Source organism: Flavobacterium sp. PL002 (genome assembly GCF_054165825.1).
Map to the genome: position 1 here is coordinate 1,423,048 of NZ_CM135110.1, position 25,581 is coordinate 1,448,628.

The window sequence follows — 25,581 nt, forward strand, 5'->3', positions numbered from 1 at the left end:
TAAGATTTAATTCACTGATTTTCAATACTATTTTCGTAATTTTATATCAAAACTATAATATAGTACTAATTTAAAAAAATTACAAGATGAAGAAGCAAACTGGTATATGGATTGACTCTAGAAAAGCAATCATTGTAACTTTAAATAATGGTAAAGAAACTGTAACGGAAATTGAATCTGATTTAGAGAACCGAATCTATCACGATAAAGAAGGTGACAAAGGAAGTTTTATTGGTCATCAACATATTGACTCTCAAAATACATTTGACGAAAGACGAAAACACGAGATTAATAACTATTTTAAAGGAATCATTGCAAAAATAAACGATACCGATGAACTTTATATTTTTGGCCCTGCAGAAACAAAAACTAAGTTAGAACATAAAATTAATATTGAAAAATCAACTTTACCCAGCAAATTAAAATTAGTAGAAACTTCAGACAGTATGACTACTAACCAAATTGTTGCTAAAGTGAAAAAGTTTTACGCACAATAAAAAAGCCTATTAAGAGCTTTTTAATCGCATACTTTAAAAACTACAATATGATCATTGTAGTTTTTTTATGCCTTTAAAATAAACTAAACATTATATTTTTTCACAATAACAAAATATATTCCCCACTATTCAGTTAAATTTGTTTGCGTAATGCAGTAATTAAATCAAGGGAGCATTTAAGTCATTGCTAAACGCAACACGATTAATGAAAAATAAAAAACGTAAAATAAAAATTAGCTTAACAATTCTCGCACTAATGTTACTAGCATTAGTGACTGGTTTTTTTATTTTTAGAGACACACTACTTCAGCAGGCCATACAAAAGGTTTCCAGTAAATTGGATCAAAAATACAACAGTAAATTCACCGTAGAAAAAGCCGAATTCAATGGGCTTACCGGAATAAAACTAACTAAAATCACATTAGTTCCTAAAGATGCTGATACCCTTTTTGACATTCGAAAAATGGAAACAAGCGTAAACTTCTGGCATTTGTTCTCTGGCGACATTCAACTTGGCACCTTAAAAATAAACAATGGCTTAGTTCAACTTATACAAAAAGGAGACCGTAAAAATTTCGCGGCTTTTTTAAAAAAAGATAGTAATGAAGTGGCTACAAATGATAAAAGAGATTATGCTGCCTTTGCTTACCGCATTATCTCCAAAGTACTGAATTTGATTCCCACCGACATGAAAATCGAGAATCTAAAGTTTAAAATAGACGATAACGGCAAGAAAGCATTTATTGATATTCAAGATTTAGTTTTGGCAAACTCAAATATGGAAACAGCTATTAATGTTCAAACAAATACTTTTTCACAACGCTGGAAAATAAAAGGCTTCGCTGATCCTCGAAATAAAAAAGCTGATCTGCGTTTTTTTAACAGGGATACTGGCGCTATTAAAGTGCCTTATTTTGATGAACGTTACAATTTAATAGCAAGTTTCGACTCCATTAGACTGAATATTGAAAACATTGACCGTAGTGGTAACGAATTGCATATTGACGGCTTTACATCAATAGTGAATTTAAAGATTAATCATCCTAAAATTGCTGCGAAAGATGTGGTCATCAAGAACGCACGATTTGATTACCGTTTATTATTAGGCTCTGATTTTGTTGCGGTAGATAGCAGTTCAACAGCTCAGTTTAATTCGATTAAATTCCGTCCATACTTGTCTTATGAAACTGAGTCTGACACGATTTATAAGCTCAAAGTTAACATTCCCAAAATGAAAGCGCAAGATTTCATCAATTCACTTCCTGATGGATTATTTACCCATTTTCAAGGAATGGAAGCTGAGGGTAATTTTGATTACAAGCTTGATTTTAAATTCAATAAAAACAAACCTGATCAATTAGTCTTTGACAGTAACATTAATAAAGAAAATCTAAAAATAACTAAATATGGAGAAGCTAATTTGAACAAACTCAACGGCGAGTTTATCTATAGAGCAATCATAAAAGAGGTATTGCAACGTCCTATTTTAGTTGGTAATGCTAATGCAAATTACACGCCCATGAGCGCAATTTCACCTTATCTTAAAAAGTGTGTTTTAACCACCGAAGACCCTTCTTTCTTTTCGCATCACGGGTTTATAAATGAAGCGTTTAAACAATCTATTGTCAAGAACATTAAGACCAAAAAATTTGCTCGCGGGGCAAGCACCATAAGCATGCAACTAATTAAAAATGTCTTTTTAACTCGAGAAAAAACAGTCTCTAGAAAGTTAGAGGAAATTCTATTAGTTTACATTTTAGAAAATAACAGAATCGTTAGTAAAGAACGCATGCTCGAAGTGTACTTTAACATTATAGAATGGGGACCTAATATTTACGGAATAGGAGAAGCTAGTAAATTTTATTTTCAAAAAACACCCGATCAATTAAACTTTAATGAATGCTTGTACCTTGCACGAATTATTCCAAGCCCAAAAAAATTCATGTACCAGTTTAATGATCAAGGAAAACTAAAAGAGTTTGCTGCGCAGCAAGAACGTTTCCTAACGAACATTATGCTTAAAAGAGGCTTATTAGCTATTGATGATACCATTTATAAATCATTACCGCTGTTTATTTCTGGCCCAGCTAGATCTTATCTTCGCATTAAAGCTCAAGATACTGTTGCTGTAGATTCTGTAAAAGTAAGTGATGAATTTGATTTTTAGACCCAATGAATTACTGATTTTTATTTAAAACTAAATACATACTAGTTTAAAAAATTTGCTATAAAAAAAGTGTTCCATTTTCAAAACATGAAAACGGAACACTTTTATATTTAAAAATTCTTATAATTAAGGTGCTGGATCAGGAATGATTGCCTGTACACCATCAATTGCTTTTAAAACATCTTCAGATAAAGTGACATTGATGGTATCTATATTTTCTTTTAATTGTCCCAAAGTAGTTGCTCCAATAATAGTACTCGTCAAAAACGGTTTTTGTTCGATAAAAGCAAGTGCTAATTCCGTTAACGTTAATCCATTTTTAACTGCAATTTCATGGTATAATTTTGTTGCCTCAGTACATTGAGCGCTATTGTATCTTGTGTATTGTGGGAACAAGTTGATTCTTGCTTTTGGATGACTTTCTCCCGTTAAAAACTTACCTGATAAAACTCCAAATCCCATTGGCGAATAAGCCAACAAACCTACATTTTCTCTAGCGCAAATCTCAGAAGAAGCATTTTCAAAAAGTCGATTTAATAGCGAATAAGGATTCTGTATCGTTTTTACTCGAGGCAAATTATTGTATTTATTCTCCTCTAGAAAACGCATAATTCCCCACGCATTTTCATTAGAAAGGCCTATATGCTTTATTTTTCCTTCTTTCACAAATCCATCAAGAGTAGTTAATACTTCATGAATATTATCTTCCCACTCATCATCCTGTAATGTAAAACCACGTTGACCAAAGGTATTTGTTTTTCTTTCTGGCCAGTGCAATTGATACAAGTCCAAATAATCCGTTTGCAAACGTTTCAAACTATTGTCTAAGGCATATTTAATACTTTCAGGAGAAAAGTCAACCTTGTCACGCATATAAGTAAAATTAGGATTTGGACCTGCAATTTTTGAAGCCAAAACTACCTCTTCTCTCCTACCTGATTTTTTTAACCAAGTTCCAATTACTTTTTCTGTACTTCCGTAAGTTTTTTCACTGGCTGGAATGGAGTACATCTCAGCAGTATCAAAGAAATTCACTCCACGTTCTAATGCATAATCCATTTGAGCATGTCCTTCAGCTTCTGTATTTTGTTGACCAAAAGTCATTGTTCCTAAACAAATCTTGCTAACTTTTATATCGGTATTGGGTAATGTAGTATATTTCATTATATTTTTATTCGATTTTGAAAACACAAAGTTACAAAGGTTTTTATAATAGAAAAGGCTCAAAGAATGTCTTTGAGCCTTTTTTAACTTTTACTTATTAGTAGTTTAGTTGATTTCTTTTAACATATCCGCAATCTCATCTAATCTTGGCGTTAAAATTATTTCAATTCTACGATTCTTCGCTTTTCCTTCAGCAGTAGCATTAGATGCTAGTGGGGCATATTCACTTCTTCCCGCAGCAGTAAGATTTTGTTTGTTCACATTAGCGTTTTCTCCTAAAATAGCAACAATTGCCGTTGCTCTTTTTGTAGATAAATCCCAGTTATTAGCTATTGGACCTGAACTAGAAAAACCATCATTATCAGTATGACCTTCAATCAAAACAGCGATATCTGGATTATCTCCCAATACTTTCCCTACTTCAACTACTGCTTTTTTACCTTCAGAACCTACAGAATAACTTCCTGAATTAAAAAGCAATTTATTCTCCATAGAAACATATACTTTACCATTTTTCTGCTCAACGGTAAGTCCTTTACCTTCAAAACTATTCAAGGCATTAGACAATGTCTCTTTTAGTTTTTTCATTGTAGCTTCTTTCGCCGCAACTAATGATTCTAATTCTTCTAAACGTTGTGCATTTTTACTCAAACGCTCTTGCTCAATCGCTAACGCTTTTGCTTTAGCATCTAATTGTGCTAATAAATCACGGTTTTTACTCATGTTAGCCTGCAACGCATCACTGCTATTTTTTTCTAAAGCACTGTAGGATTGTTGTAGAACGTCCATTTTATTTTGCAAAGCACTTTTATCAGCTAGTAGTTTATCACGTTCTGATTTCACTTTATTCATCTCTGTTTTTAAAGAATCTTGTACCATTTCTAGCTGATTTTTATTTAACAATAGATCTGCATTACCATCAGCAAGGACTCTATTTTCTTTTTTCAAATCAGTATATTTATTCTCTAAATCAGCGTATATTTTTTTAGAAACACATGAGCTTGCAAATGCGATTACTATTAATCCTAAGGAAATTTTTTTTATCATTTTTATATTTTAAAATTGTGATTTAATTTATGCTATTTCTACTAAAACGGGGCAATGGTCTGAATGTTTTGCCTCGGGTAATATTACTGCTCTTTTTATTTTATCTTTAAGTGGGGCGCTCACTAAACAATAATCAATACGCCATCCTTTGTTGTTTGCTCTCGCAGTAGGAACTCGCATAGTCCACCAAGTATAATTATCAGGCTCTTTGTTTAAAAAACGAAAACTATCAACAAATCCATTATCTAAAAAATCAGTTAACCAGCTGCGCTCTGCAGGTAAAAACCCTGAGACATTTTTATTTCTAATAGGATCGTGAATATCAATTGCCTCATGACAAATATTATAATCACCACAAATCACAAGGTTAGGGATGTCCTTTTTTAAGTCAGTAATGTAATTTTGAAAATCATCCATATACATAAATTTGTGACTCAATCTTTCGCTATTTGTTCCTGACGGCAAATACAAACTCATCACTGAAAGTTCATCAAAATCCACACGAATATTCCTACCCTCAAAATCCATGTGTTCAATTCCAGTTCCATAAACCACATTATTTGGCTTCTCTTTGCACAATATAGCTACTCCACTGTACCCTTTTTTTGTAGCTGGAAACCAGTAGTGATAAGGGTAACCAGCAAGCTCAAAATCCAATAACGGAATTTGCTCTGGCGTTGCCTTAATTTCCTGAAGACAAATTACATCGGGATCTGCTTGTTGCAACCAAGTTATGAAACCTTTGGAAATCGCAGCACGAATTCCGTTTACATTATAGGAGATTATTCTCATTTTTTATCCATTTTGATTTTCAAAAGTACTAAAAATAAAAAAGTTTCTCTCATAAAAACCTTAAAATCCAATCCATAAATGATTAGATAATAGAGTTTTTTTCTATCTTTGTTTTTCGCTCGAAAAATACAAAATAAATGGGTTTAGTTACCGCCAAAGAAGTTGCAAAAGCTATAAACGCTGAGAAATATGGGGTTTTCGGAACCTTTTCCGGTTGGTTATTAATGAAAGTACTTAAGATTTCTAAGCTCAATAAATTCTACGATAGAAATAAACATCTTGAAGACACTGATTTTTTAAATGCAATTGTTGACGAATTACAAATAAAATTTGAAATTCCTGAAGAAGATTTAAAGCGTTTGCCCAAAGATGGCGCCTATATCACCATATCTAACCATCCGCTGGGAGGGATTGATGGTGTTTTGTTGTTAAAATTAATGCTTGAAAGAGAACCTAATTTTAAGATCATTGCTAATTTTCTTTTACACCGAATAGCCCCTTTAAAAAAATACATCATGCCAGTGAATCCTTTTGAAAATCATAAGGATATCAAATCAAGCGTGGTAGGAATAAAAGAAACGTTACGTCATTTAAGTGACGGAAAGCCATTAGGCATGTTTCCTGCAGGAGAAGTTTCTAGTTATAGAGATGGACAATTAATGGTAGACAAACCCTGGGAAGAAGGCGCAATTAAAGTAATTAGAAAAGCACAGGTTCCTGTTGTTCCTATTTATTTTCATGCTAAAAACAGCCGCCTTTTCTACTTACTTTCTAAGATTAGCGGCACTTTTAGAACTGCAAAGTTGCCATCAGAAGTTTTTAGTCAAAAAAATCGCGTTATAAAAGTACGTATCGGAAAACCAATATCTGTAGCTGAGCAAAACGAACATAAATCATTAGAAAGCTATTCAGAGTTTTTACGAAAGAAAACCTACATGCTAGCGAATCCTTTTGAGAAAGAAAGTAAATTACTAACTACGCCGCATTTAAAACTTCCAAAAAGTCCTAAAGAAATTGCAACTCCCGCTAAAAGCGAAATGATAATTGCCGAAGTAGACAAACTACGCGAGATGGATTGCAGATTATTACAAAGTAAGAACTACGAAGTGTTTTTTGCGGAAGCGAAAAACATACCAAATGTTCTACACGAAATAGGTCGCTTGCGCGAAATCACCTTTAGAGCAGTAGGCGAAGGAACGAATGAATCCCTTGATTTAGATAAATTTGACCAATACTACCATCATTTATTTCTTTGGGATGACGAAGCTAAAAAAATAGCTGGAGCTTACCGCATGGGATTAGGGTCGGAGATTTTTCCTAAGTATGGAATTGAAGGTTTTTATCTAAATGAACTCTTCCGTTTTGAACATGAGTTACACGATATGATGCACAAATCTATTGAAATGGGTCGTGCATTTATCATCAAAGAATACCAACAAAAGCCAATGCCATTGTTCCTTTTATGGAAAGGAATCATTCATACTACATTGCGTTTCCCAGAACATAAATACCTTTTAGGTGGCGTAAGTATTAGCAATCAGTTTTCTGATTTCTCAAAATCGTTAATGATTGAATTCATGAAATCAAATTATTACGATCCGTATATTGCTCAATATATTCACCCTAAGAAAGCATACAAAGTAAAATTAAAAGACGCTGATAAAGATTTCATATTTAATGAAACAGAAGCCGACTTGAATAAATTTGATAAAATTATTGATGAACTAGAACCAGGCGTATTGCGTTTACCTGTATTGATTAAAAAATACATCAAACAAAATGCAAAAGTAGTTGCCTTCAATGTTGACCCATTATTTAATAACGCAGTAGATGGATTAATGTATATTAGAATTGCAGATATCCCTGAAAGCACCATGAAGCCCGTTATGGAAGAATTTCAAGCTGAATTAGAGCGCAAACTCACTGAGAAGGAAGATTAATTTCTCTATATTATAAAAGCTAAAAAGTCTCGACAATGTCGAGACTTTTTTATGTCTTAAAATCAATTTGTTTTAAATACAGCATCAACTGGCTCCCATAGCTCAATTTTATTGCCTTCCGGATCTAGAATCCATCCGAACTTACCATAATCAAATGATTGCATTTCTCCTACAATAGTTACGCCTTCAGTTTTTAGCGTTGCTAATAATCCCTCAAGATTATGCACTCTAAAATTCTGCATGAACTGTTTTTCACTTGGTGCAAAATAAGTAGTATCAGCTGCAAATGGAGACCATTGAGTAGCACAATCGTTACCTTCATTATCTTTCCACCAAAATATTGATCCGTAATCATCTGTTTTTAAACCAAGATATTTACCGTACCAAGCAACTAATTCTTTGGAGTTTTTAGATTTAAAGAAAAAACCACCTATTCCAATTACCCTTTTTTGCGTAACAACTTCTATTTCTGATTCAAAATATTTTGCTTTTATCTTATCTACAATAACCTGCGCTAGACGCTCGTGACTTTCAAATGTCCAACCGGCAACATGGGGAGTCAAAATCACATTTGGCGCTTCTAATAAATATTGAAAAGCTTCAGGCGTATTGTCTTCTTGAAATAGTGTTTCAAAAGACAGTTTTTCATATTCTAAGACATCAAGCCCTGCTCCTAACACTTTAGCTGATTTCATTGCTGTAACTAAATCAGCTGTAACAATATTTTTACCTCTTGAAGTATTGATTATCCAAAATGGTTTAGTAAAACCATTGATAAAAGCCGTATCGACCATTTTATCAGTCTCTGGAGTCCAAGGAAGGTGCAAACTAAGCACATCGGCTTTTTGTTGAAATTCGGCTAACGAAACTTGTTTAGCATTTACATCGCCAACATTCTCTAGAATATCATAGCACAAAGCTTCAACATCAAAACCACGCAGTTTTTTGGCAAACGATTTTCCCATATTTCCATAACCAATGATTCCAACAGTTTTTCCATCCAATTCATGGCCGCGGTTACCCTCTCGATTCCAGTGACCCGAACGAATTTCCTTATCGGCTGTGTTTAATTTATTGAAAAGGGAAAGAATCATCCCTAAAGCATGCTCTGCAACAGCATTGCGATTTCCTTCAGGAGCAGCGATTAGCGCTACATTTTTGTTTGTTGCATATTCGCAGTCTATACTTTCGAGACCAGCGCCTACACGTGCTATAAACTGAAGATTTGTAGCTTTATCAAGGAATTGTTTATCAATCTTAAACCGACTTCGAATAACGATTCCTTGATAGTCATGAATCTTAGCTTCTACTTCTTCTTTTGTAGAAGTAAAATCGGTATGATTTGTAAATCCTAACGCTTGCAATTGCTCCATCATAATGGGATTATTGCTATCGATATGTAGAATTTTAATGTTTTCGGGATGCAACATGATCATTTATTTTCTGTTGCCCAAAGTTACAAATTTGAATTAGGATTGTTTTATAAACTAGTTTCATAATTTGTCTTTTATTTTCTAACGTATTCTTTTTGGTAACAATCGTAGCATTCATCATTTAAAAGCAATTTATTTCCTTCTAAAACATAAGATTGACTTGGACTGCCAGAAGTATAAACAAGCATTTGTTTGTCTCCACCTAAAATAGATTTTTTAGTTTCAATAGTATAGTTTTCGGTTACTATTAAAGTACCATTTTCATAAATCTTAACTTCAGATTTTGAGATTTGAATTTCCTTATTGGTTGTTGGAGTTGTTGTTCTTCCAGTGATACCACCACTCATTGCAACTAATTTCCAAGTACCTTCAATAGATTGTGTATTAGTAACAGCTTCAGTAGTTGATGAACAACTAAGAAAACCGAATAACAATGCAGCAAATAATACTAACTTTTTCATAAGATATGTTTTTTAGCTAAGATGCTAATATACAACAATGGTTGCGTAATTTTTGCAAGAATATTAATCAGTGTAATTTACATGCCCGCGTGAGGGATAGCAGCAAGCTACCGAAGTAGCGCGTATAGCCCGACGCCATAAAAAAAAGGGTCTCATCAACACATTGCTGATAAGAACCTTTTTTTTATGGGGGCACGTCCAAAACGATAACGAACTTACTTAACCCTTTATTTTTTTTAATGCCGCTTTGATTCCGCGAATTATTGATGAACTAAAACCGTGCGATTCCATTTCGCTTAATCCCGCAATGGTACAACCTTGCGGTGTAGTCACGCGATCAATTAATTGTTCTGGGTGTACTTGTTCTTCCATTAACATTTTGGCTGCTCCTTTTACGGTTTGTGCCGAAATCTCTAATGCTGTTTGCCAGTCAAAACCAATTTCAATTCCTGCTTGCATAGACGCACGTATGTAACGTAATGCAAATGCTGTTCCTGAGGCCGCAAGCACTGTTGCCGCATCCATTAATTTCTCATCAATAACTGGTGCTGTACCAAGATCTGCAAACAGTTTTACCACTTTTTGACCTTGCTCATTGTTATCTTCATGGAAAGAAATACAAGTAGCCGATTCTCCAAACTGCGCTGCAATATTTGGCATAATGCGAATAGCCTGATTATCATTACCAATTTTTTCTTGCAATGCTTCAGTTGAAAGTCCAGTTACTGCGGAGGCAATTATTTTATTCTTTACAACTGATAAAATTTCAGATAAAACTAAATCAACTTGATACGGTTTTACGGTTAAAATAATGACATCAGCTTGTTGAATATTGTATGTATTATCCGTTGCAAGGGTAATTCCTAAAGCTTCTAAATGCTGAATTTTGTTAATATTTCTTCTAGTAACCGTAATGTTATGGTTGCTGGAGAATTTTGCAAGTCCGATAGCAACAGAAGCGCCTAGATTTCCGCCTCCTATGATGTGAATATTCATTTTTTTAGTTGTTAGTTGGTTGGTTATTATAGTTCAATAGTTTTTTTTTAATTTTAAAAGCCCAGAATCATTCTCGCAATAGAGAAATAAATTAAGATTCCACAAATATCATTACTAGTCGTAATAAATGGCCCAGTAGCTAATGCGGGGTCTACGCCAAATTTATCCAATAATAACGGCACGAAAGTACCAATAAGAGAGGCAATAATAATCACCGACATTAAGGCGGAGCAAATTACAAAACCGATTATAGGTGGTTCATCCAACAGAAAATAACTTCCTAGAAATAATATACAAGCTAAAATACCTCCGTTTAATAAACTCAAAGAAATTTCTTTAATCAAACGTCTAAACAGCGAACCGCTTAAGGTATTGTTAGCCAAACCTTGCACTATAATTGCTGATGATTGCACACCTACATTTCCTGCCATTGCGGCAATAAGCGGAGTGAAAAAGAATAAATTTCCGTGTTCAGCCATTGCGCCTTCAAACAAGCCCAATACTCTTACGGTAATAAAACCTCCTAAAAGTGCTAAAACTAACCATGGTAAACGCGCCTTTGACAACTCAAGAATACTATCATCTGCTTCTACATCTTGTGAGATACCCGCTGCTAATTGGTAATCTTTATCAGCTTCATCTCTAATTACATCAATAATATCATCAATAGTAATACGCCCAACTAACCGCCCCATTGCATCAACGACTGGAATAGCTTCTAAATCGTATTTTTGCATGATTCGCGCTACCTCAACATCATCAGCATCTACATTTACGTATGTAACTTTCTTGATGTAAATTTCGGATATTTGCGTTTTTGTAGAAGTTGTTAGTAAATCTTTTAAAGACAACCTCCCTTGTAATCTGTTCTCGTCATCAACCACATAAATGGAGTGTACACGAGACACATTCTCGGCCTGGGCGCGCATTTCTTTTACACAAGTAAGTACGCTCCAGTTTTCATTAACTTTTACTAACTCCTTCCCCATTAATCCCCCAGCGGTATCCTCATCATAACGTAATAAGTCAATAATGTCTTTTGCGTGTTCTAAATCGTCCAACTCAGAGATTACCTCTTGTTTTTTGGATTGAGAAAGTTCAGCGATGATATCTGCGGCATCATCAGTGTTCAGCTCATCTAACTCTTCTGCAATCTCTTTTGGAGAAAGTCTTTTTAAGATATTCTCCCTTAAATCGTCTTCTAATTCTAAAAGTATTTCAGATGTTTTCTCTGAATCTAATACTTTAAAGATATAAGTTGCCTCATCAAAATCTAGTTCGTCCAGAATCTCGGCTATATCGGCATGGTGCATTTCACCAAGTAAACGCTCTAATCCGGCGTCATCCTTGCTAACAATGTATTGCTCTAATTCGAGTATTAAGTCTTTACTGATTTTAAATTCCATCGGCTTCTATTTTTTTAGTAAGTTCAATAAATTCTTCAACGCTAAGTTGTTCTGGTCGTAAGTTAAAAACAATATCTTCTCTTAATTCATCTGATAAATTCAATGTTTTTAAACTATTACGAAGCGTTTTACGTCGCTGTTGAAAAGCAGTTTTCACCACTGTAAAAAATAATTTTTCGCCGCAAGGCAAACTATAATCCGCTTTTCTACGCATGCGCATCACACCTGATTTTACTTTGGGTGGCGGAATAAACACGTTTTCATCAACGGTAAATAAATATTCTACATCGTAGAAGGCTTGCGCCAAAACAGAAAGTATGCCATAAGCTTTACTTCCTTTCTTTTCACAAATACGTTGTGCGACTTCTTTCTGGAACATTCCTGCAAATTCAGGAATTTGGTGTTTCAACTCTAATGTTTTGAAAACGATTTGAGTAGATATGTTGTATGGAAAATTCCCTATGATAGCAAATTGCTTTCCCTCAAAAACTTCATTGATATCGTATCTTAAGAAATCCTTTGAGATGATTCTATCTTTTAATTTTGGGTAATTCTCATCTAAGTATGCAACTGACTCTGTATCGATCTCAATTACATAAGTATTAATAGGCTTATCAAGCAAGTACTTTGTAAGTACTCCCATTCCAGGCCCTATTTCTAAAACATCCTCATACCCTTCTAGATTGATGGTATCTGCAATTGCTTTAGCAATGCTTTCGTCCTTCAAGAAATGTTGGCCGAGGTGTTTTTTTGCTTTTACTTTTTCCATTTTATTTTATTTAGCACGAAGACACAAAGGACAGCGTGTAATTATGATTGTAACTTACTTTTGCAACTATAAAAAAGAGTAAGTTTACGATTATTCTGTGAGCAATTAAAGCCGAATAATCCATTTAGTGTTCCGAAACCACTTGTAATTCTGTTCTAAAAGCCAAGACTTTATCTCCAAACAATTTCTCAATTTCAGCACGAAATAGTGGTCCATCTTCTTGGTAATATTTCTCTAAAGTTTCCTTACTATCTGTTGTGTATTGTGCTGAGTAGGTCACTCCACCCATTTCTTCTTCAATTAAAACACGTACTAATCTAGCCGAAACAAATTTACCTGTTGCAAGAATTTCTGGAATATGTTTGTGTTGCATCCAGATCATCCATTGATCGTGAATACTCTCGTGTACATTACTTGTTACGTTATATATTATCATTTTTTCTATTTAAATATTGAACAGTTTAATCGGTTAAACGATTGCCCAATTAATTATAAATTACTATCTCCTCTTAATTTTCTAAAAGCTTTTCTTGCTTCCACAAAATAAATACTGTCTTCATGATTAAAAATTATTTTCTCATAAAGTGGTTTTGCCTTTTCTGGCATTGCCAATTTCTTATTGTAAATTTCAGCTGAAAAATATAGTGCTTCGTCTACATAGATACCGTCACTGTGATTCGTTATTATTTCTTGGTATTGGCTTAAAGCCAAATCAAAGGCACCTCGTTTTTCATAGACCTTACCCAATCGCAATAAAGTAACCGCTTCTATTTCTTGTCCTTTAAACTTTTGTAAAATAGCCTGAAACTTTGCAATTGCTTCATCATTTCTATTTTGATACAACAGATAATCACCTTTAGCAAATTCCTTTAATGCCGTTTGCGTAGAATCAGCGACGGTATTATCATTAACTAATAAGAAATATTCCAAAGCATCGTTAGCGATCAACTGCGTATTAGCCGACTTTAATTCTTTGAATTGTTTTAACGCCCATTGAAAATCAGTTTTAAAATAACTTGTTTTGGCGGCTTTTAAACTAGCTTCATGAGCAACAACATCATTCTTTAAATCTAATTCTATTTGAGAATAGTATAGTAAAGCTTGATTGAATTTTTCTTCATAAAGTAGAATATCTGCAAGTTCCATCTTTGTCTGTGCTATTTCATAATCATTAAGCTGTAACGCTAATGCTTTATTGATAATAACTCTTCCTTTTTCTGGATTTTTAAGATCGAAAGCCACAAAATGCGCCTGAATAAGTTGCAAAGATAAGGTAAAAGGAGTAATTTCATATTTGGCAAGCAAAGCATCTAACGTTGAGTTAATTGCAACAAAATCTTTCTCTTGCGCTTTTTCGATTTTCATTTTAACCAAATACGTATCTGCTTGAATGAGTAGTTCTAGGTCAGTGGTATTTTCGATTATAAAATTTAAGATTTCGGTGGCAGTTTCTTGATCCTCTTCTTGAATTGCTTGTTGCGCTAAACCTATAATGGTAGATAATGACTCTGGGCTGCGTTTGTAAATTGCCTTTTCTTGAATGAATGCTTTTCCAAATTCTTTTTGTTGTACATAAAACCAACTTAAAAAACGGTTCCAAAATACATCTTGCGTTTTTTGCACTCGTAAAATCAATGCTTTTCTCACATTATCACTAAAAGTAACATCAGCCTCGTCAGCCATATAACGTGCCAACTGACTCTTGATTAAATTAGAACTTTGTGGGGTGGCGTACGCTTCATCTAGCAGCGTACTAATCATCATATCGGTATTCCCTAATTGCCCAAAAAGCAATGCTTTTTGATAATTAAAATTATAATTAGGTTCTGTTGCAGTAGCCGTTTCGTATGCTTTTAACGTGTATTCTAATAAAGTTTTTTTCTCGAAAGCACTAGAAACGCCGTAAACATCACGGACATTTTTTTTAATTCGCTCTATTGCCTGCTCGTAATATGCTTTAGCTTTAGCTTCCTCTTTTTGCAATTGAAAATTAAAACCTAACTCTACCAGAATATTTGCCTGATTGTATTTATTAAATCGAGATTGGAGGAGTTTTTCTGCTTCTTTATATTGTTGTAATTGTTGGTAACAATCTACTGTTCTTAGAAAATACTGCAAGTTTTGCGGTACACTTTCTAGTAATTCTTCATAACTAATTTTAGCTTTTTCAAAATCGCTTTTTTCATAATAATATTCGGCTAACTCTTCGTTTTGAGAAAACGAAAATAGTGAAAATGACAAAGTGATAAAAAGAAAAAAGTACTTCATGTTAAAGGTGTTCAGTATTCAGTGTTCAGTTTGCGAACCGATGTATAATTCAGAAGCAAACTGAACACCGATCACTGAGGACTGAACACAAATTAGTCTATAATATCAAAACCACAGTAAGAACGTAAAACCTCAGGGATTACAATTCCTTCAGGAGTTTGATAGTTTTCTAAAATTCCCGCAAGTACTCTTGGCAAAGCCAATGAACTTCCGTTTAAGGTATGTGCTAGTTGGCTTTTTCCGTCTTTATCTTTAAAACGCAATTTCAAACGATTGGCTTGGAAAGTTTCAAAATTAGATACTGATGAAATTTCTAACCAACGGTCTTGGGCTGTTGAGAAAACTTCAAAGTCATAAGTCAACGCTGATGTGAATCCCATATCACCACCACAAAGACGTAATATTCTATAAGGTAATTTCAATTCATCTAAGATTTCTTTGATATGCTCCACCATTCCGTCAAGTGCTTTATAAGAATTATCAGGATGCTCGACGCGCACGATTTCTACTTTATCAAATTGGTGCAAACGATTCAAACCACGAACGTGTGCTCCATAAGATCCTGCTTCACGACGGAAACATGGCGTATAAGCTGTTGTTAAGATTGGAAAGTCACTTTCGTTCAAAATTACATCTCTAAACATGTTCGTTACCGGAACTTCTGCTGTAGGAATCATGTATAAATCATCTGTAGCGTCATGGTACATTTGCCCTTCTTTATCAGGTAATTGTCCCGTTCCATAAGCCGACGCTTCATTTACAAAAAGAGGCACTTGCACTTCATTGTATCCAGCTGCTGTATTTTTATCTAAAAAATAATTGATTAATGCACGTTGTAATCTTGCACCTTTCCCTTTATAAACTGGAAAACCTGCTCCTGTAATTTTTACTCCTAATTCAAAATCAATGATATCGTATTTTTTAACCAATTCCCAATGCGGCTGTGCTCCTTCATGTAAAACGGGAACAACGCCAGTTTCAAAAACATTTAAGTTTTCTTCTGGTGTTTTTCCTTCAGGAACAATATCTGCTGGAAGATTAGGAAGCGTGTATAATTTCTCAGTTAATTCACTCACCAAGGCATCAGCTTTTTCAGCCAACTCTTTGCTTTGTTCTTTTAACGCTACTGTTTTTTCTTTTAAAATTGTCGCTTTGGCTTTCTCGCCTGCTTTCATTAATTCACCAATGTCTTTGGACAATTTATTAGATTCAGCTAAAACGTTGTCTAAAGCCACTTGTGTAGCACGACGTTTTTCGTCTAGTTGTACAACTTCTTCCACCACGTTTTTGACGTCTAAATTCCTTTTTGCCAACGCTTGGATTACTTTCTCCTGATTCTCTCTAATAAATGCAATTTGTAACATAGCTTGATTTTTAATGCTCTACTTTATAATAATGGAAGCAAATTTAAGGAAATGTTTAATACTAACGACGGAAAGTTTTAGGAATAATCTATTTGCTCCTATTGTGTAAAGAAGCACAGGCAGTTCGTATTGATTTACTCAAAAATTAGCACAACAGATGGTTTGTTATTACAATACTTAAATTAAAGAGTGGAACAATGATATGATACTAAAATTGATCACAAAAATTACAAAACATCATTATGACACACTGCATTATTTATCATAAGGTGTTTAACAAGAACGAGTGACTTAATCTGAGCCTTTCCTACTAATTTTCAGTAATCCAAAATTCGTATTTTATTAACTACATTTTTTTTTATTTCTATTTTAATCCCTTGTTTAATTAAATTATATACATATATTTGGAAAACCAAATTGGTTATCCAGTTTAAACAAAACATATCAAAGGCTAATTCACATCTTTTAATTGGTTTATTTTCAGTATTTATCTTTTAAAACAATAAAGAGATTTTATAATTAGCTATCTCATTTAAAAGAAAACAATAAATATTCTGAACAGTACATTTTTTCAATCACTTTCAATTTTAGATCATTCGTATTATTGAAAACACAGAAAGGAGCCTAGAAACAACAACAAAAATAATTTTGAAATTAATTGATAATGAAAAGAATCGTATCCATTTTAAGTCTGCTAATTTTACTTATTTCGTGTAAAGAAATAGCCGTAGCAAACAACTTGAAACCAAAAAATGACATCAAAGTAAAAAATATAACCGAGCTACGCAATGCTATAAAAAACAGCACTGCTGGTGACAATATCATTCTAGCTAACGGTATTTGGAAAGATGCTGAAATTAAATTTTACGGAAAAGGAACAAAGGAAAACCCTATCGTTTTGAGAGCCGAAACTCCTGGTAAAGTTTTTATTGAAGGCGTTTCTAACTTAAAATTAGCAGGTAGCTACTTAGAAGTAAGGGATTTGTACTTTAAAAATGGATACACGCCTTCTAATGCCGTGATTCAATTTAAAATCAACAATGATTCAATTGCTAACAATTGTAAAGTTACACAATGTGTTATTGAAGAATTTACACAACCTGACAGAGATGTAAGTGACCATTGGGTAGAATTCTGGGGCAGACATAATGAATTAAGCAACAATTATATTACCGGAAAATCTAATTTTGGACCAACAGTAAGGGTTTTTCTTGATGGTAATGAACATGTTAATAATTACCACCAAATCATAAACAACCACTTTGGACCAAGACCTCGTAAAGGAGGACCACATGGAGAAACGATTCAAATAGGCGATAGCGAAACTTCAATGACGCCGTCGTACACAAACGTTTACAACAACTTCTTTGACCGTTGTAATGGTGAAGTAGAAATCATTTCGAGCAAATCCAACTTTAACGAATTCAAGAATAATGTGTTTTTTGAAAGTGAAGGATCGTTAGTTTTAAGACACGGAAATTACGCTAAAATTGACGGAAACGTTTTCATAGGAAATGATAATTCTGATCAAATGGGCGGAATTCGCGTCGTAAATACAGGACATTGGATAACAAATAACTACTTCTACAAAATAAATGGAAATTCATTTAGAAGTGCTATTGCAGTGATGAACGGGATTCCGAAATCATCTTTAAATCGCTACAACCAAGTAACTGATGTTGTTGTCGCTCACAATTCTTTTATTGATTGCAAATCGCCTTGGCAGTTTAGCGTAGGTTCTAATGTAAGTCAGAAAGAAGTGTTACCTAAATCTGAAATTCGTTCCGCGCGTCCTGAGCGCGTAGTCATTGCAAATAACTTAATTTACAATGAAACTGCAGACACTAACCCTATTGTAAACTACGATAAAGTTGATGGCGTTAATTTTAAAAACAACTTCATAAACAACGAAAATAAAAGCGAAGTTAAACCCGCAGGATTAATCACGAACGATTTTTCAGTAACTAAAGCAGCAACCGATTTATTTGTCTTGAAAGAAAATAATCCTAATGTATATGCAGGATTTGACTTTGAAACCATTACTAAAGATTTCTTTGGAAACGATAGAACTGCAGCTAACAATAGCGTTGGTGCCATTGTAAATCCCATAAAAGCAAATCCTATTCTAGTAGATAAAAGCAGATTTGGAACCAACTGGTTTTTGGTTGAAAAACCTAAAGCAGCAGTAAATAAGATCACTGTTTCTAGTTCAGCAGAACTTGTAAACCAACTAAACAAGGCAATATCTGGAACTATTATTGTTTTGAAAAGCGGTACTTTTAAAGTTGACGAAACGTTACTTATTGATGAAGAAATTACTATTGTTTCTAGCGATGCTAAAAAGAGATCTAAACTAGTATTTACTGCTGCTAAAACAGCTTTTGAAATGCTTCCTAAAGGAAATTTAATCTTAAAAGACATTATCCTTATGGGGAATAAGTCGCAAAATGCTTTTACTACTTTAGACAAAAATATGAGTAAAGCGTATGATTTAAGCATCGAAAATACGGAGATCTCTAACTTTAAAAATGTTTTAGAAGTATCAAAAGGGTCGTTTTCTGATACAGTTTTGGTGAACAACTCAGTGATTAAAGACTGCGAAAATGGTTTTCTTTTAAATAAAGAAACGAATGACGGTGGAGATTACAATGCCGAATTTGTAACTTTTACCAACTCTAAATTTGATAATATTCAAGGATTAGTTTTGGATTATTATCGTGGTGGTTATGACGAGTCAACCATTGGTGGAAACCTAAAACTTCAAGGAAATACTTTTACCAATTGTGGAAAAGCACAACCAGAACACATTTTAATTAAAAATAGAGGTATTGTATTTGTGGAAATTTCGAACAATACCTTTACAAATAATCCTGTAAAAACAATTGCGGTTTTATGGGGAGAAAAAGATCAATCCCCGCTAAACAATACGATTACCAATTCAGGTAAATTTGAGATTGTTCAAAACCTAGAAATGAAGTTAATGTACTAATAATTCTAGCTGTGAAATACTTAAAATTTAGTCTCATTGCCTTGAGCTGCTTCCTATCTATGAGTGGTTATGCTCAAGATATTGCAGCCGAAAAAATCATTGCCAACAACAAATTAGTTGATTATTTAAAGTCCGAAGTACAACAAGTCCTTGGAGGTGTAAATACAATAACTGATGCTAAATTAGCACAGTATTTTAGAGACAAATTTTCCGAACGCTATTTTTATAATTGGAAAAATAATGATGCCCGTTTCAAAGCGTACGAAGCCTATTATCCTGACGCGAAAGACGGTCATACAGATCGAGCATTAGATCATATGGCTAAGTATCCTGCAGTTGCCCAATGGAAATTGCCTTATACTTACCAGAACGGCGAGGCCGTAAATGCCTATGCTATGCGCCACTTGGCACGCCAACATAAAATGGTTGATGTTGCTTTGTACTACAATTATCAAAATAAAAACGCGGAGTACTTAAACTATTTTAAAAATCAGCTACGATCGCTGAATACCGCTTTAGAAGCCAATATATATGAAACCATAGCAGATGGAAATGGAACCTATGAAGCCTTTCGATCTGGTTATCGAATACTAAACTGGTTGGAGATTCACAATATGTTTTTGGGAGAAAAAGAGTATTCTGACGAAGATCAATTAACGACCATTGCAACCTTGTTACAACATGCTTCCAATCTTTATGAAAGCAATACGGAGTTTGTTCCTGGAAATCACCAAACGCGAGGTATGTCTGCCTTAGCGATGCTTTCTTTTTTATTTAGAGATTTTAAAGATTCTGACAAATGGAATGCACGTGCGATGACCATTTTAGAACAGCACTTAACTAAAGAAATTAATGCCGACGGATTTCAGTTTGAACGTTCGGTACATTATCACATTAGCGATATTGACACTTATTATTATGTGTACCAATTAGCAAAAAATAGCAATATAAAAGTAAGCGAAGTTTGGGAAAACAAACTAAAATCACTGTTTACTACATTGACTGAAATTAGCTTTCCAGATAAATCAGCTCCTGTTTTTTCTGATGATACAAACGAACCTTGGGCAGAAAAAAATGACATCTCAGGAGCATTAACATTGGGTTATTTACTTTTCTCAGATCCAGAAATGGGATATTTTGCTAATAATCATGTGGAGACGGATATGTTTTGGTTTTTGAATGACGCACAATTAAAAATGCTTAGTAATCTCGAGAAGAAAACACCGCAATTTACTTCAGTTGATTTTCCGCAAACTGGTTATTACATCATGCGTCAAGGTTGGAATAAAGACGATAAAATGATGGCTATTTCTAACGGATTAGATCCTGACAAACCAGATCATCAACATGGCGATATGCTAGGAATACAAGCTATGGCAAATGGTCAAGTTATTTTACCCAATTATCAAGTACGTTATTCCCTTAAAGATTACGAGTTTTTCAAAAATTCAATGGTTAAAAACGTGGCTTTGGTTGATGATGAGCTACAAGGAAAAGAGTACAATGGCAATCAAGGAGGAAGTGGTTTTGGAAAATTCAAATCCTTACCACACCCCAAAACGATTGCTTGGAAAACCAACAAAGATCTAGACCTTTTTATAGGAAGTCATGATGGTTTTGAAAACATTGGAGTCCATTATTCAAGACAAGTTATTTATTTAAAAGATGATTTTTGGATTGTGAAAGACAACTTCACTGCAGATAAACCGCACACTTACAAACAAGTTTGGCAAGGACATTATAGCCAAGAACTAGCACCTAAATTGCTTCGCTCCTCTTTTAGCGATGGTTCTGGAAGCGACATTTACCAATTGACAGCCACTGACTCAGTGGTAACTTCAGGAGCAAGAGGTAAGGAATGGGCTGTGGTTTCTAAGAATAATAATTCTGCTTACAATTTTATAACCGCAATTGTTCCATTCAAGCACTTTGAAGATCGCATAAATGAAGAGATTAGTAATCCTAAATTAAAAGGATGGGAAGTAAACAATTCAAAATGGACAAGTGAAGGAGCTCAAGTAAATTCATTATCTAAAGAAAATCAATCGGTTTTTTTTGGAGTTAAAAAGTTAGTTTTTAATACTATTGAACTTAATTTCACCGAGGAAACCGATGTGTTTTTAAAACTCGAAAAAGAAAAGTTAACCATTCAGTCTTTAAACAACAGTGATGTCCAAATGACGTTAACATATGATAAAACAAATAAAACAGTTGTAATTAAACCTGGAGAAACTATAGAAATTGCCATTAAAAAATAGCGAATATCAATAGCATACATTCGAGATAAAATAAAAAAAACCATAACCATTTATTTGTTTATGGTTTTTTTTGTGCTTGAAGCAAAATCTACTACTCTATATAACTTATATCAAAAAATAGCCTCCCTTATTTTTGTCACTCCCAGCAGAGTCGAGATGCAATAGTGGTCCTCGATAGTAGCCTGTCCTGAGCGACAGTCGAAGGGCTCGAACTGACAATAGGATTGTTTTATGAATAATTTGTTATTATTCATACTTTTTCAAACTAGTCAGCTTCCAATAAAATGGTATACAGAAAATATTTGCTTATATCTTGAACAATTTCTACGATGGTTAATTAATAGTTGTTTATGCTTTTTCGCGGGGCAACTGAAAATGATCTAAAAGTATAAAAAACCATTTTCTTAAAAATTGGTTAACCAAAGATTAAAAAAAACAACCACCACTAGAATAATTACAGCAAATTGTAATCCATTTCTTGTTTTATAGTTATTTTTAGCTTTTTATTCGCATCAAAATTTATGATATTACTTAGAAAAAAATCATACAAAAATCCTATTTCATAAACATTATGTAAAAAAAATAGATAAAAATAAATAAATATGTTTTTTTTGTTGGCTATTAATATTTAATTACAGTTTGCTATTTATTATTGGTTAAAAAAAAGTTAAGTTTGCTTTGTTGATTGGTTAACCAGTTTGGTTATTTAGTTTTGGAACAAAAAATGAGGTTCTATTCCTAAACAAACTCAATCGATATAGTATTGCCAACTGAAAGCCTATTTCAAACTCAAAAAAACTAACAAACAAGGATTCGATTATGAAAAAAACGATTTTAATGTTCCTCCTAGTTTTGTCATCTGTGATGAATGCTCAGAATGATAAAATTAAAATATCTGGAAAAGTACTTGACAACACCGGTCAAGGAATACCTAACGCTACTGTTTCTGCAGATGGAAATAGCGTAGTAACTGATATAGACGGAAAATATGCTATTACTGTAAATAATACAAAATCAATAGTTACATTTTCTTATTTAGGATTTGATTCTAAAACAGCAACTGTAGGAAAGAATACAATAGTTAATGTGACACTGCAAGAGTCTAACAATGTACTTGATGAGATCGTTGTTGTAGGGTATGGAACGCAAAAACGTTCTAGTGTTACAGGATCTGTTGCCAAATTGAAAAGCGATAAAATTGAAAATGCTCCAGTGTCAAGATTAGACCAAGCGATTCAAGGAAAAATTGCAGGTGTTAGAGTGCAAAACATTTCGTCAGAAGCTGGTGCAACTACACAAATCAACATTAGAGGTATTAGTTCTGTTAATGCTGGATCTGGACCACTTATTGTTGTTGATGGACAACCTATGCCTGATGGAATGGGGTCTATTAACAATGCCGATGTAGAATCTGTCGAGGTATTAAAGGATGCTGCATCTGCTGCAATTTACGGATCTAGAGGTGCTGGTGGAGTTATCTTAGTTACCACTAAAAAAGGTAAAGAAGGTAAAACCAAATTCAAATTCAGTAATACAACTGGTGTAAAAAGCGCTTACGAAACTTATGACGTTATGAGCTCAACAGATTATGTTAATCTATTGTACTCAGAGTCCGATTTAAGAATTGCTGATCCTCAATTTTTTACTTATGATAAAAATGGTGTAAGCACAATTAAAACTATTGATAATACAATTGGTTCTTTAGGTAAATTTCAAAGTCAATATGCTATTGAAAAAGAATTATTAGGCGGAGTAGGAACTGACTGGCAAGACAAAGCATTAAGAACTGCTTTTTACCAAGACGTACAATTTAATGTATCAGGAGGTGGTAAGAAAAACACATTTTATATCTCTACAGGGTATCAAAACGACGAAGGATTGATGCTAAAAAGTAACTTTCAAAAATTAAATTTCAGACTTAAATTTGATTCTCAATTAACTGACAAAATTAAAATCAACGTTAATTTAAATCCTTCGAATACGAAAACTGAAAAACCAGCTGCTAACTTTATTGACTTTGCTAGGTTCCCTAGTTTCATGCCTGTATATCATAATCAAACAACTGCTGATTATATAAATGCACAAGATCCTAGTAGAAATATCAAAGTAGGTGATTTTGCTGAAGATGATGATTTTTCTGGAATATCTTATACAAGTATTGATCCACAAGGAAATCCTTACACAGTAACTAACAGCACTAATAACAGACCATTTAACACTTCAAATACCAATCCGATGCGTAATTTAACGCAACAAGATGATAACACCAATGAATTTCGTTTTCAAGGTAGTGCTGGCGTAAACTTTGAGCTTGCTAAAGGTTTGGATTTCAAAACAACTCAAAGTGTGTATGTTAGAAATTCAGCTAGAAAACAAACAGGTGAAACGAATGCGGCTAGATTTGGAAATCCAAATTATGCAACTTATACCAACTCGAGTTATTTTGATTTCTTAACAGAGAATACTTTAAACTATAATAAATCTATTGGTGACCATGACTTTACTGCTTTGGGAGGTTTTACTTATGAGTCAACTAATACTAAATCATTAGTAACTGCTGGTACCACTTTTTCAAGTGAAACAATTAGAAACTTGAATTATGCGACCGTTATTTTACAACCGGTTCAGTCTAATACCACCGTTGGTTTAACTTCGTTTTTAGGAAGGTTGAATTATGCTTATAAGAATAAATATTTATTAAGCGCAAGTTACCGTACTGATGGAAGTTCATTATTTGATGTAGGGAACAAATGGGGAGGTTTCCCAGCCGTATCTTTAGGATGGGTTGTCTCTAAAGAAAACTTCCTTGCTGATGTATCTTCAATTAATAGATTAGCATTTAGAGCGAGTTATGGTGCAACAGGAAACAATGCGATTACTCCCTATTTATACCAAGAAACTTTAAACAGTTCAAATTATGTAAGTGGTACTGGTAATGGTACTGTTAGCACAGGTCTTGCAAATTTAGCTAGTGTTTATAGTAATAAGGACATTACATGGGAAAGAACTTTTCAAACAAATTTAGGATTTGATTTATCTATGTTTAGAAGTAGAATGAACTTAAACATTGATGTTTTTCAATCAAACACTGAAAAATTATTACTTGAAAACTCTGCTTTATTAACAACTGGATCAAGCACAATAATTACAAATGCGGGTAGTTTGAAAAATAGTGGTTTCGAAATTGAACTTTCTACAGTGAATGTAAAAACTAAAGATTTTACTTGGAGTACTGATTTTAACATCTCACATGTAAAAAATAAAATAACCGAATTAGGAGATAAAACATCTCTAATCTCACCTACTATTGATGGTAGAAATGGATTAAATAATTACGCTATCGTAGGACAACCATTGATTAGTTATTTTGGTTATAAAACTGACGGAGTATGGAACAGTACAGCTGATATTAATGCAGCTAAAGCTAATGGTTTATCCTCTACTTTAACAGGCGATCTTGTAGAAGGTGGTTTGAAAATAGTAGATACAAATGGTGATAAGGTTATTGACAGTAATGACCGTGTTATATTAGGAAATCCTTATCCAGACTATACTTGGGGAATAACAAATAATTTCAGTTATAAAAATTTAGATTTAAACTTCACTTTACAAGGTGTTATGGGAGGTGAACTAATAAATGGAGACATTAATTATAATGAAATTAAAGAAAGAGTAACCAATTACATGGGGAATAGATGGGTAAGTCCTAGCAACCCTGGTGATGGAAACACACCTTATTTAACAAACGGAGTAAATCCATTATTTACAGACAACGCAGTTGAAGACGCTACTTATTTCACTTTAAGAGAGGTTTCTTTAGGCTATAATTTTAATGCTAAAAACTTAAAACTATCCACATTAAGGCTTTCTTTAACTGGTCAAAACTTGTTATTCGTAACAAACAATCAATATAGAGGAATTAATATTGAAGCTAGAACATCACAAACTAGTCCGTTAATTGATGGGTATCAAAGAGGTGGATTTCCTATACAAAGAACTATCCTTTTTGGAGTAGAAGTTGGGTTTTAAT

General features: G+C 33.6%; 16 protein-coding genes and 1 pseudogene. 6 read left to right on the plus strand and 11 right to left on the minus strand.

The annotated features are described in order from the left end of the window. Positions 1-86: 86 nt before the first annotated feature. Together ACVEGE_RS06250 and ACVEGE_RS06255 are read left to right on the plus strand one after the other, a co-directional pair. Positions 87-497, plus strand: coding sequence for a hypothetical protein (locus ACVEGE_RS06250; protein ID WP_173855489.1), 411 nt, complete (start codon positions 87-89; stop codon positions 495-497). Between the two features lie 205 nt (positions 498-702). After that, a complete protein-coding gene (locus ACVEGE_RS06255) occupies positions 703-2,664 on the plus strand; it encodes a transglycosylase domain-containing protein (RefSeq protein ID WP_192499771.1) in 1,962 nt (653 codons plus the stop codon). A gap of 126 nt (positions 2,665-2,790) precedes the next feature. On the opposite strand, the gene ACVEGE_RS06260 is transcribed toward ACVEGE_RS06255, so the two are convergent. From ACVEGE_RS06260 to ACVEGE_RS06270, 3 genes are all read right to left on the minus strand, one after another. Next, positions 2,791-3,828: an aldo/keto reductase gene (locus ACVEGE_RS06260; RefSeq protein WP_173853842.1), complete on the minus strand. Its 1,038-nt coding sequence runs from the start codon at positions 3,826-3,828 to the stop codon at positions 2,791-2,793. 105 nt (positions 3,829-3,933) lie between these two features. Further along, a complete protein-coding gene (locus ACVEGE_RS06265; RefSeq protein WP_192499772.1) occupies positions 3,934-4,875 on the minus strand; it encodes an OmpA/MotB family protein in 942 nt (313 codons plus the stop codon). 27 nt (positions 4,876-4,902) lie between these two features. Further along, positions 4,903-5,667, minus strand: coding sequence for an exodeoxyribonuclease III (locus ACVEGE_RS06270; protein ID WP_192499773.1), 765 nt, complete (start codon positions 5,665-5,667; stop codon positions 4,903-4,905). Between the two features lie 137 nt (positions 5,668-5,804). On the opposite strand from ACVEGE_RS06270, the gene ACVEGE_RS06275 reads away from it, so the two are divergent. Continuing rightward, the gene (locus ACVEGE_RS06275; protein ID WP_173853845.1) at positions 5,805-7,607 is read left to right on the plus strand and encodes a GNAT family N-acyltransferase; all 1,803 of its coding nucleotides are present in this window, start codon (positions 5,805-5,807) and stop codon (positions 7,605-7,607) included. A gap of 479 nt (positions 7,608-8,086) precedes the next feature. Here the strand turns inward: ACVEGE_RS06275 and ACVEGE_RS06280 are convergent. The 8 genes and pseudogenes from ACVEGE_RS06280 to serS form a co-directional block, all read right to left on the minus strand. Continuing rightward, positions 8,087-9,037, minus strand: a pseudogene (locus tag ACVEGE_RS06280) (2-hydroxyacid dehydrogenase); the annotation flags it as partial. 77 nt (positions 9,038-9,114) lie between these two features. Next, entirely contained in the window at positions 9,115-9,501 is a 387-nt protein-coding gene (locus ACVEGE_RS06285; protein WP_192499774.1) for a hypothetical protein, read from the minus strand. A 219-nt stretch (positions 9,502-9,720) separates the two neighbouring features. Continuing rightward, positions 9,721-10,497, minus strand: coding sequence for a pyrroline-5-carboxylate reductase (gene proC / locus ACVEGE_RS06290; RefSeq protein WP_192499775.1), 777 nt, complete (start codon positions 10,495-10,497; stop codon positions 9,721-9,723). A gap of 53 nt (positions 10,498-10,550) precedes the next feature. After that, a complete protein-coding gene (gene mgtE / locus ACVEGE_RS06295; protein WP_173851797.1) occupies positions 10,551-11,903 on the minus strand; it encodes a magnesium transporter in 1,353 nt (450 codons plus the stop codon). Beyond that, on the minus strand, positions 11,893-12,672 hold the full coding sequence (gene rsmA / locus ACVEGE_RS06300) for a 16S rRNA (adenine(1518)-N(6)/adenine(1519)-N(6))-dimethyltransferase RsmA (protein ID WP_173851795.1): 780 nt from the start codon (positions 12,670-12,672) through the stop codon (positions 11,893-11,895). The genes mgtE and rsmA overlap by 11 nt, the downstream gene beginning before the upstream one ends. 124 nt (positions 12,673-12,796) lie before the next feature. Beyond that, positions 12,797-13,108: a DUF4286 family protein gene (locus ACVEGE_RS06305; protein WP_173851794.1), complete on the minus strand. Its 312-nt coding sequence runs from the start codon at positions 13,106-13,108 to the stop codon at positions 12,797-12,799. A 53-nt stretch (positions 13,109-13,161) separates the two neighbouring features. Continuing rightward, positions 13,162-14,940: a tetratricopeptide repeat protein gene (locus tag ACVEGE_RS06310; protein WP_192499776.1), complete on the minus strand. Its 1,779-nt coding sequence runs from the start codon at positions 14,938-14,940 to the stop codon at positions 13,162-13,164. Between the two features lie 92 nt (positions 14,941-15,032). Continuing rightward, positions 15,033-16,304 carry a serine--tRNA ligase gene (gene serS / locus ACVEGE_RS06315; protein WP_192499777.1) on the minus strand — a complete coding sequence of 424 codons (1,272 nt, stop codon included), beginning with the start codon at positions 16,302-16,304 and terminating at the stop codon, positions 15,033-15,035. Between the two features lie 664 nt (positions 16,305-16,968). Here serS and ACVEGE_RS06320 point away from each other — a divergent pair. The 3 genes from ACVEGE_RS06320 (at position 16,969) to ACVEGE_RS06330 (ending at position 25,580) form a co-directional block, all read left to right on the plus strand. Beyond that, positions 16,969-19,293 (plus strand): chondroitinase-B domain-containing protein, encoded by a 2,325-nt coding sequence (locus ACVEGE_RS06320; protein WP_458008629.1) that lies wholly within the window; start codon positions 16,969-16,971, stop codon positions 19,291-19,293. Positions 19,294-19,304: 11 nt separating this feature from the next. Continuing rightward, positions 19,305-21,551, plus strand: coding sequence for a heparinase II/III family protein (locus tag ACVEGE_RS06325; protein ID WP_370566929.1), 2,247 nt, complete (start codon positions 19,305-19,307; stop codon positions 21,549-21,551). 819 nt (positions 21,552-22,370) lie between these two features. After that, the gene (locus ACVEGE_RS06330; protein WP_192499778.1) at positions 22,371-25,580 is read left to right on the plus strand and encodes a SusC/RagA family TonB-linked outer membrane protein; all 3,210 of its coding nucleotides are present in this window, start codon (positions 22,371-22,373) and stop codon (positions 25,578-25,580) included. The last annotated feature ends 1 nt before the right edge of the window (position 25,581 follow it).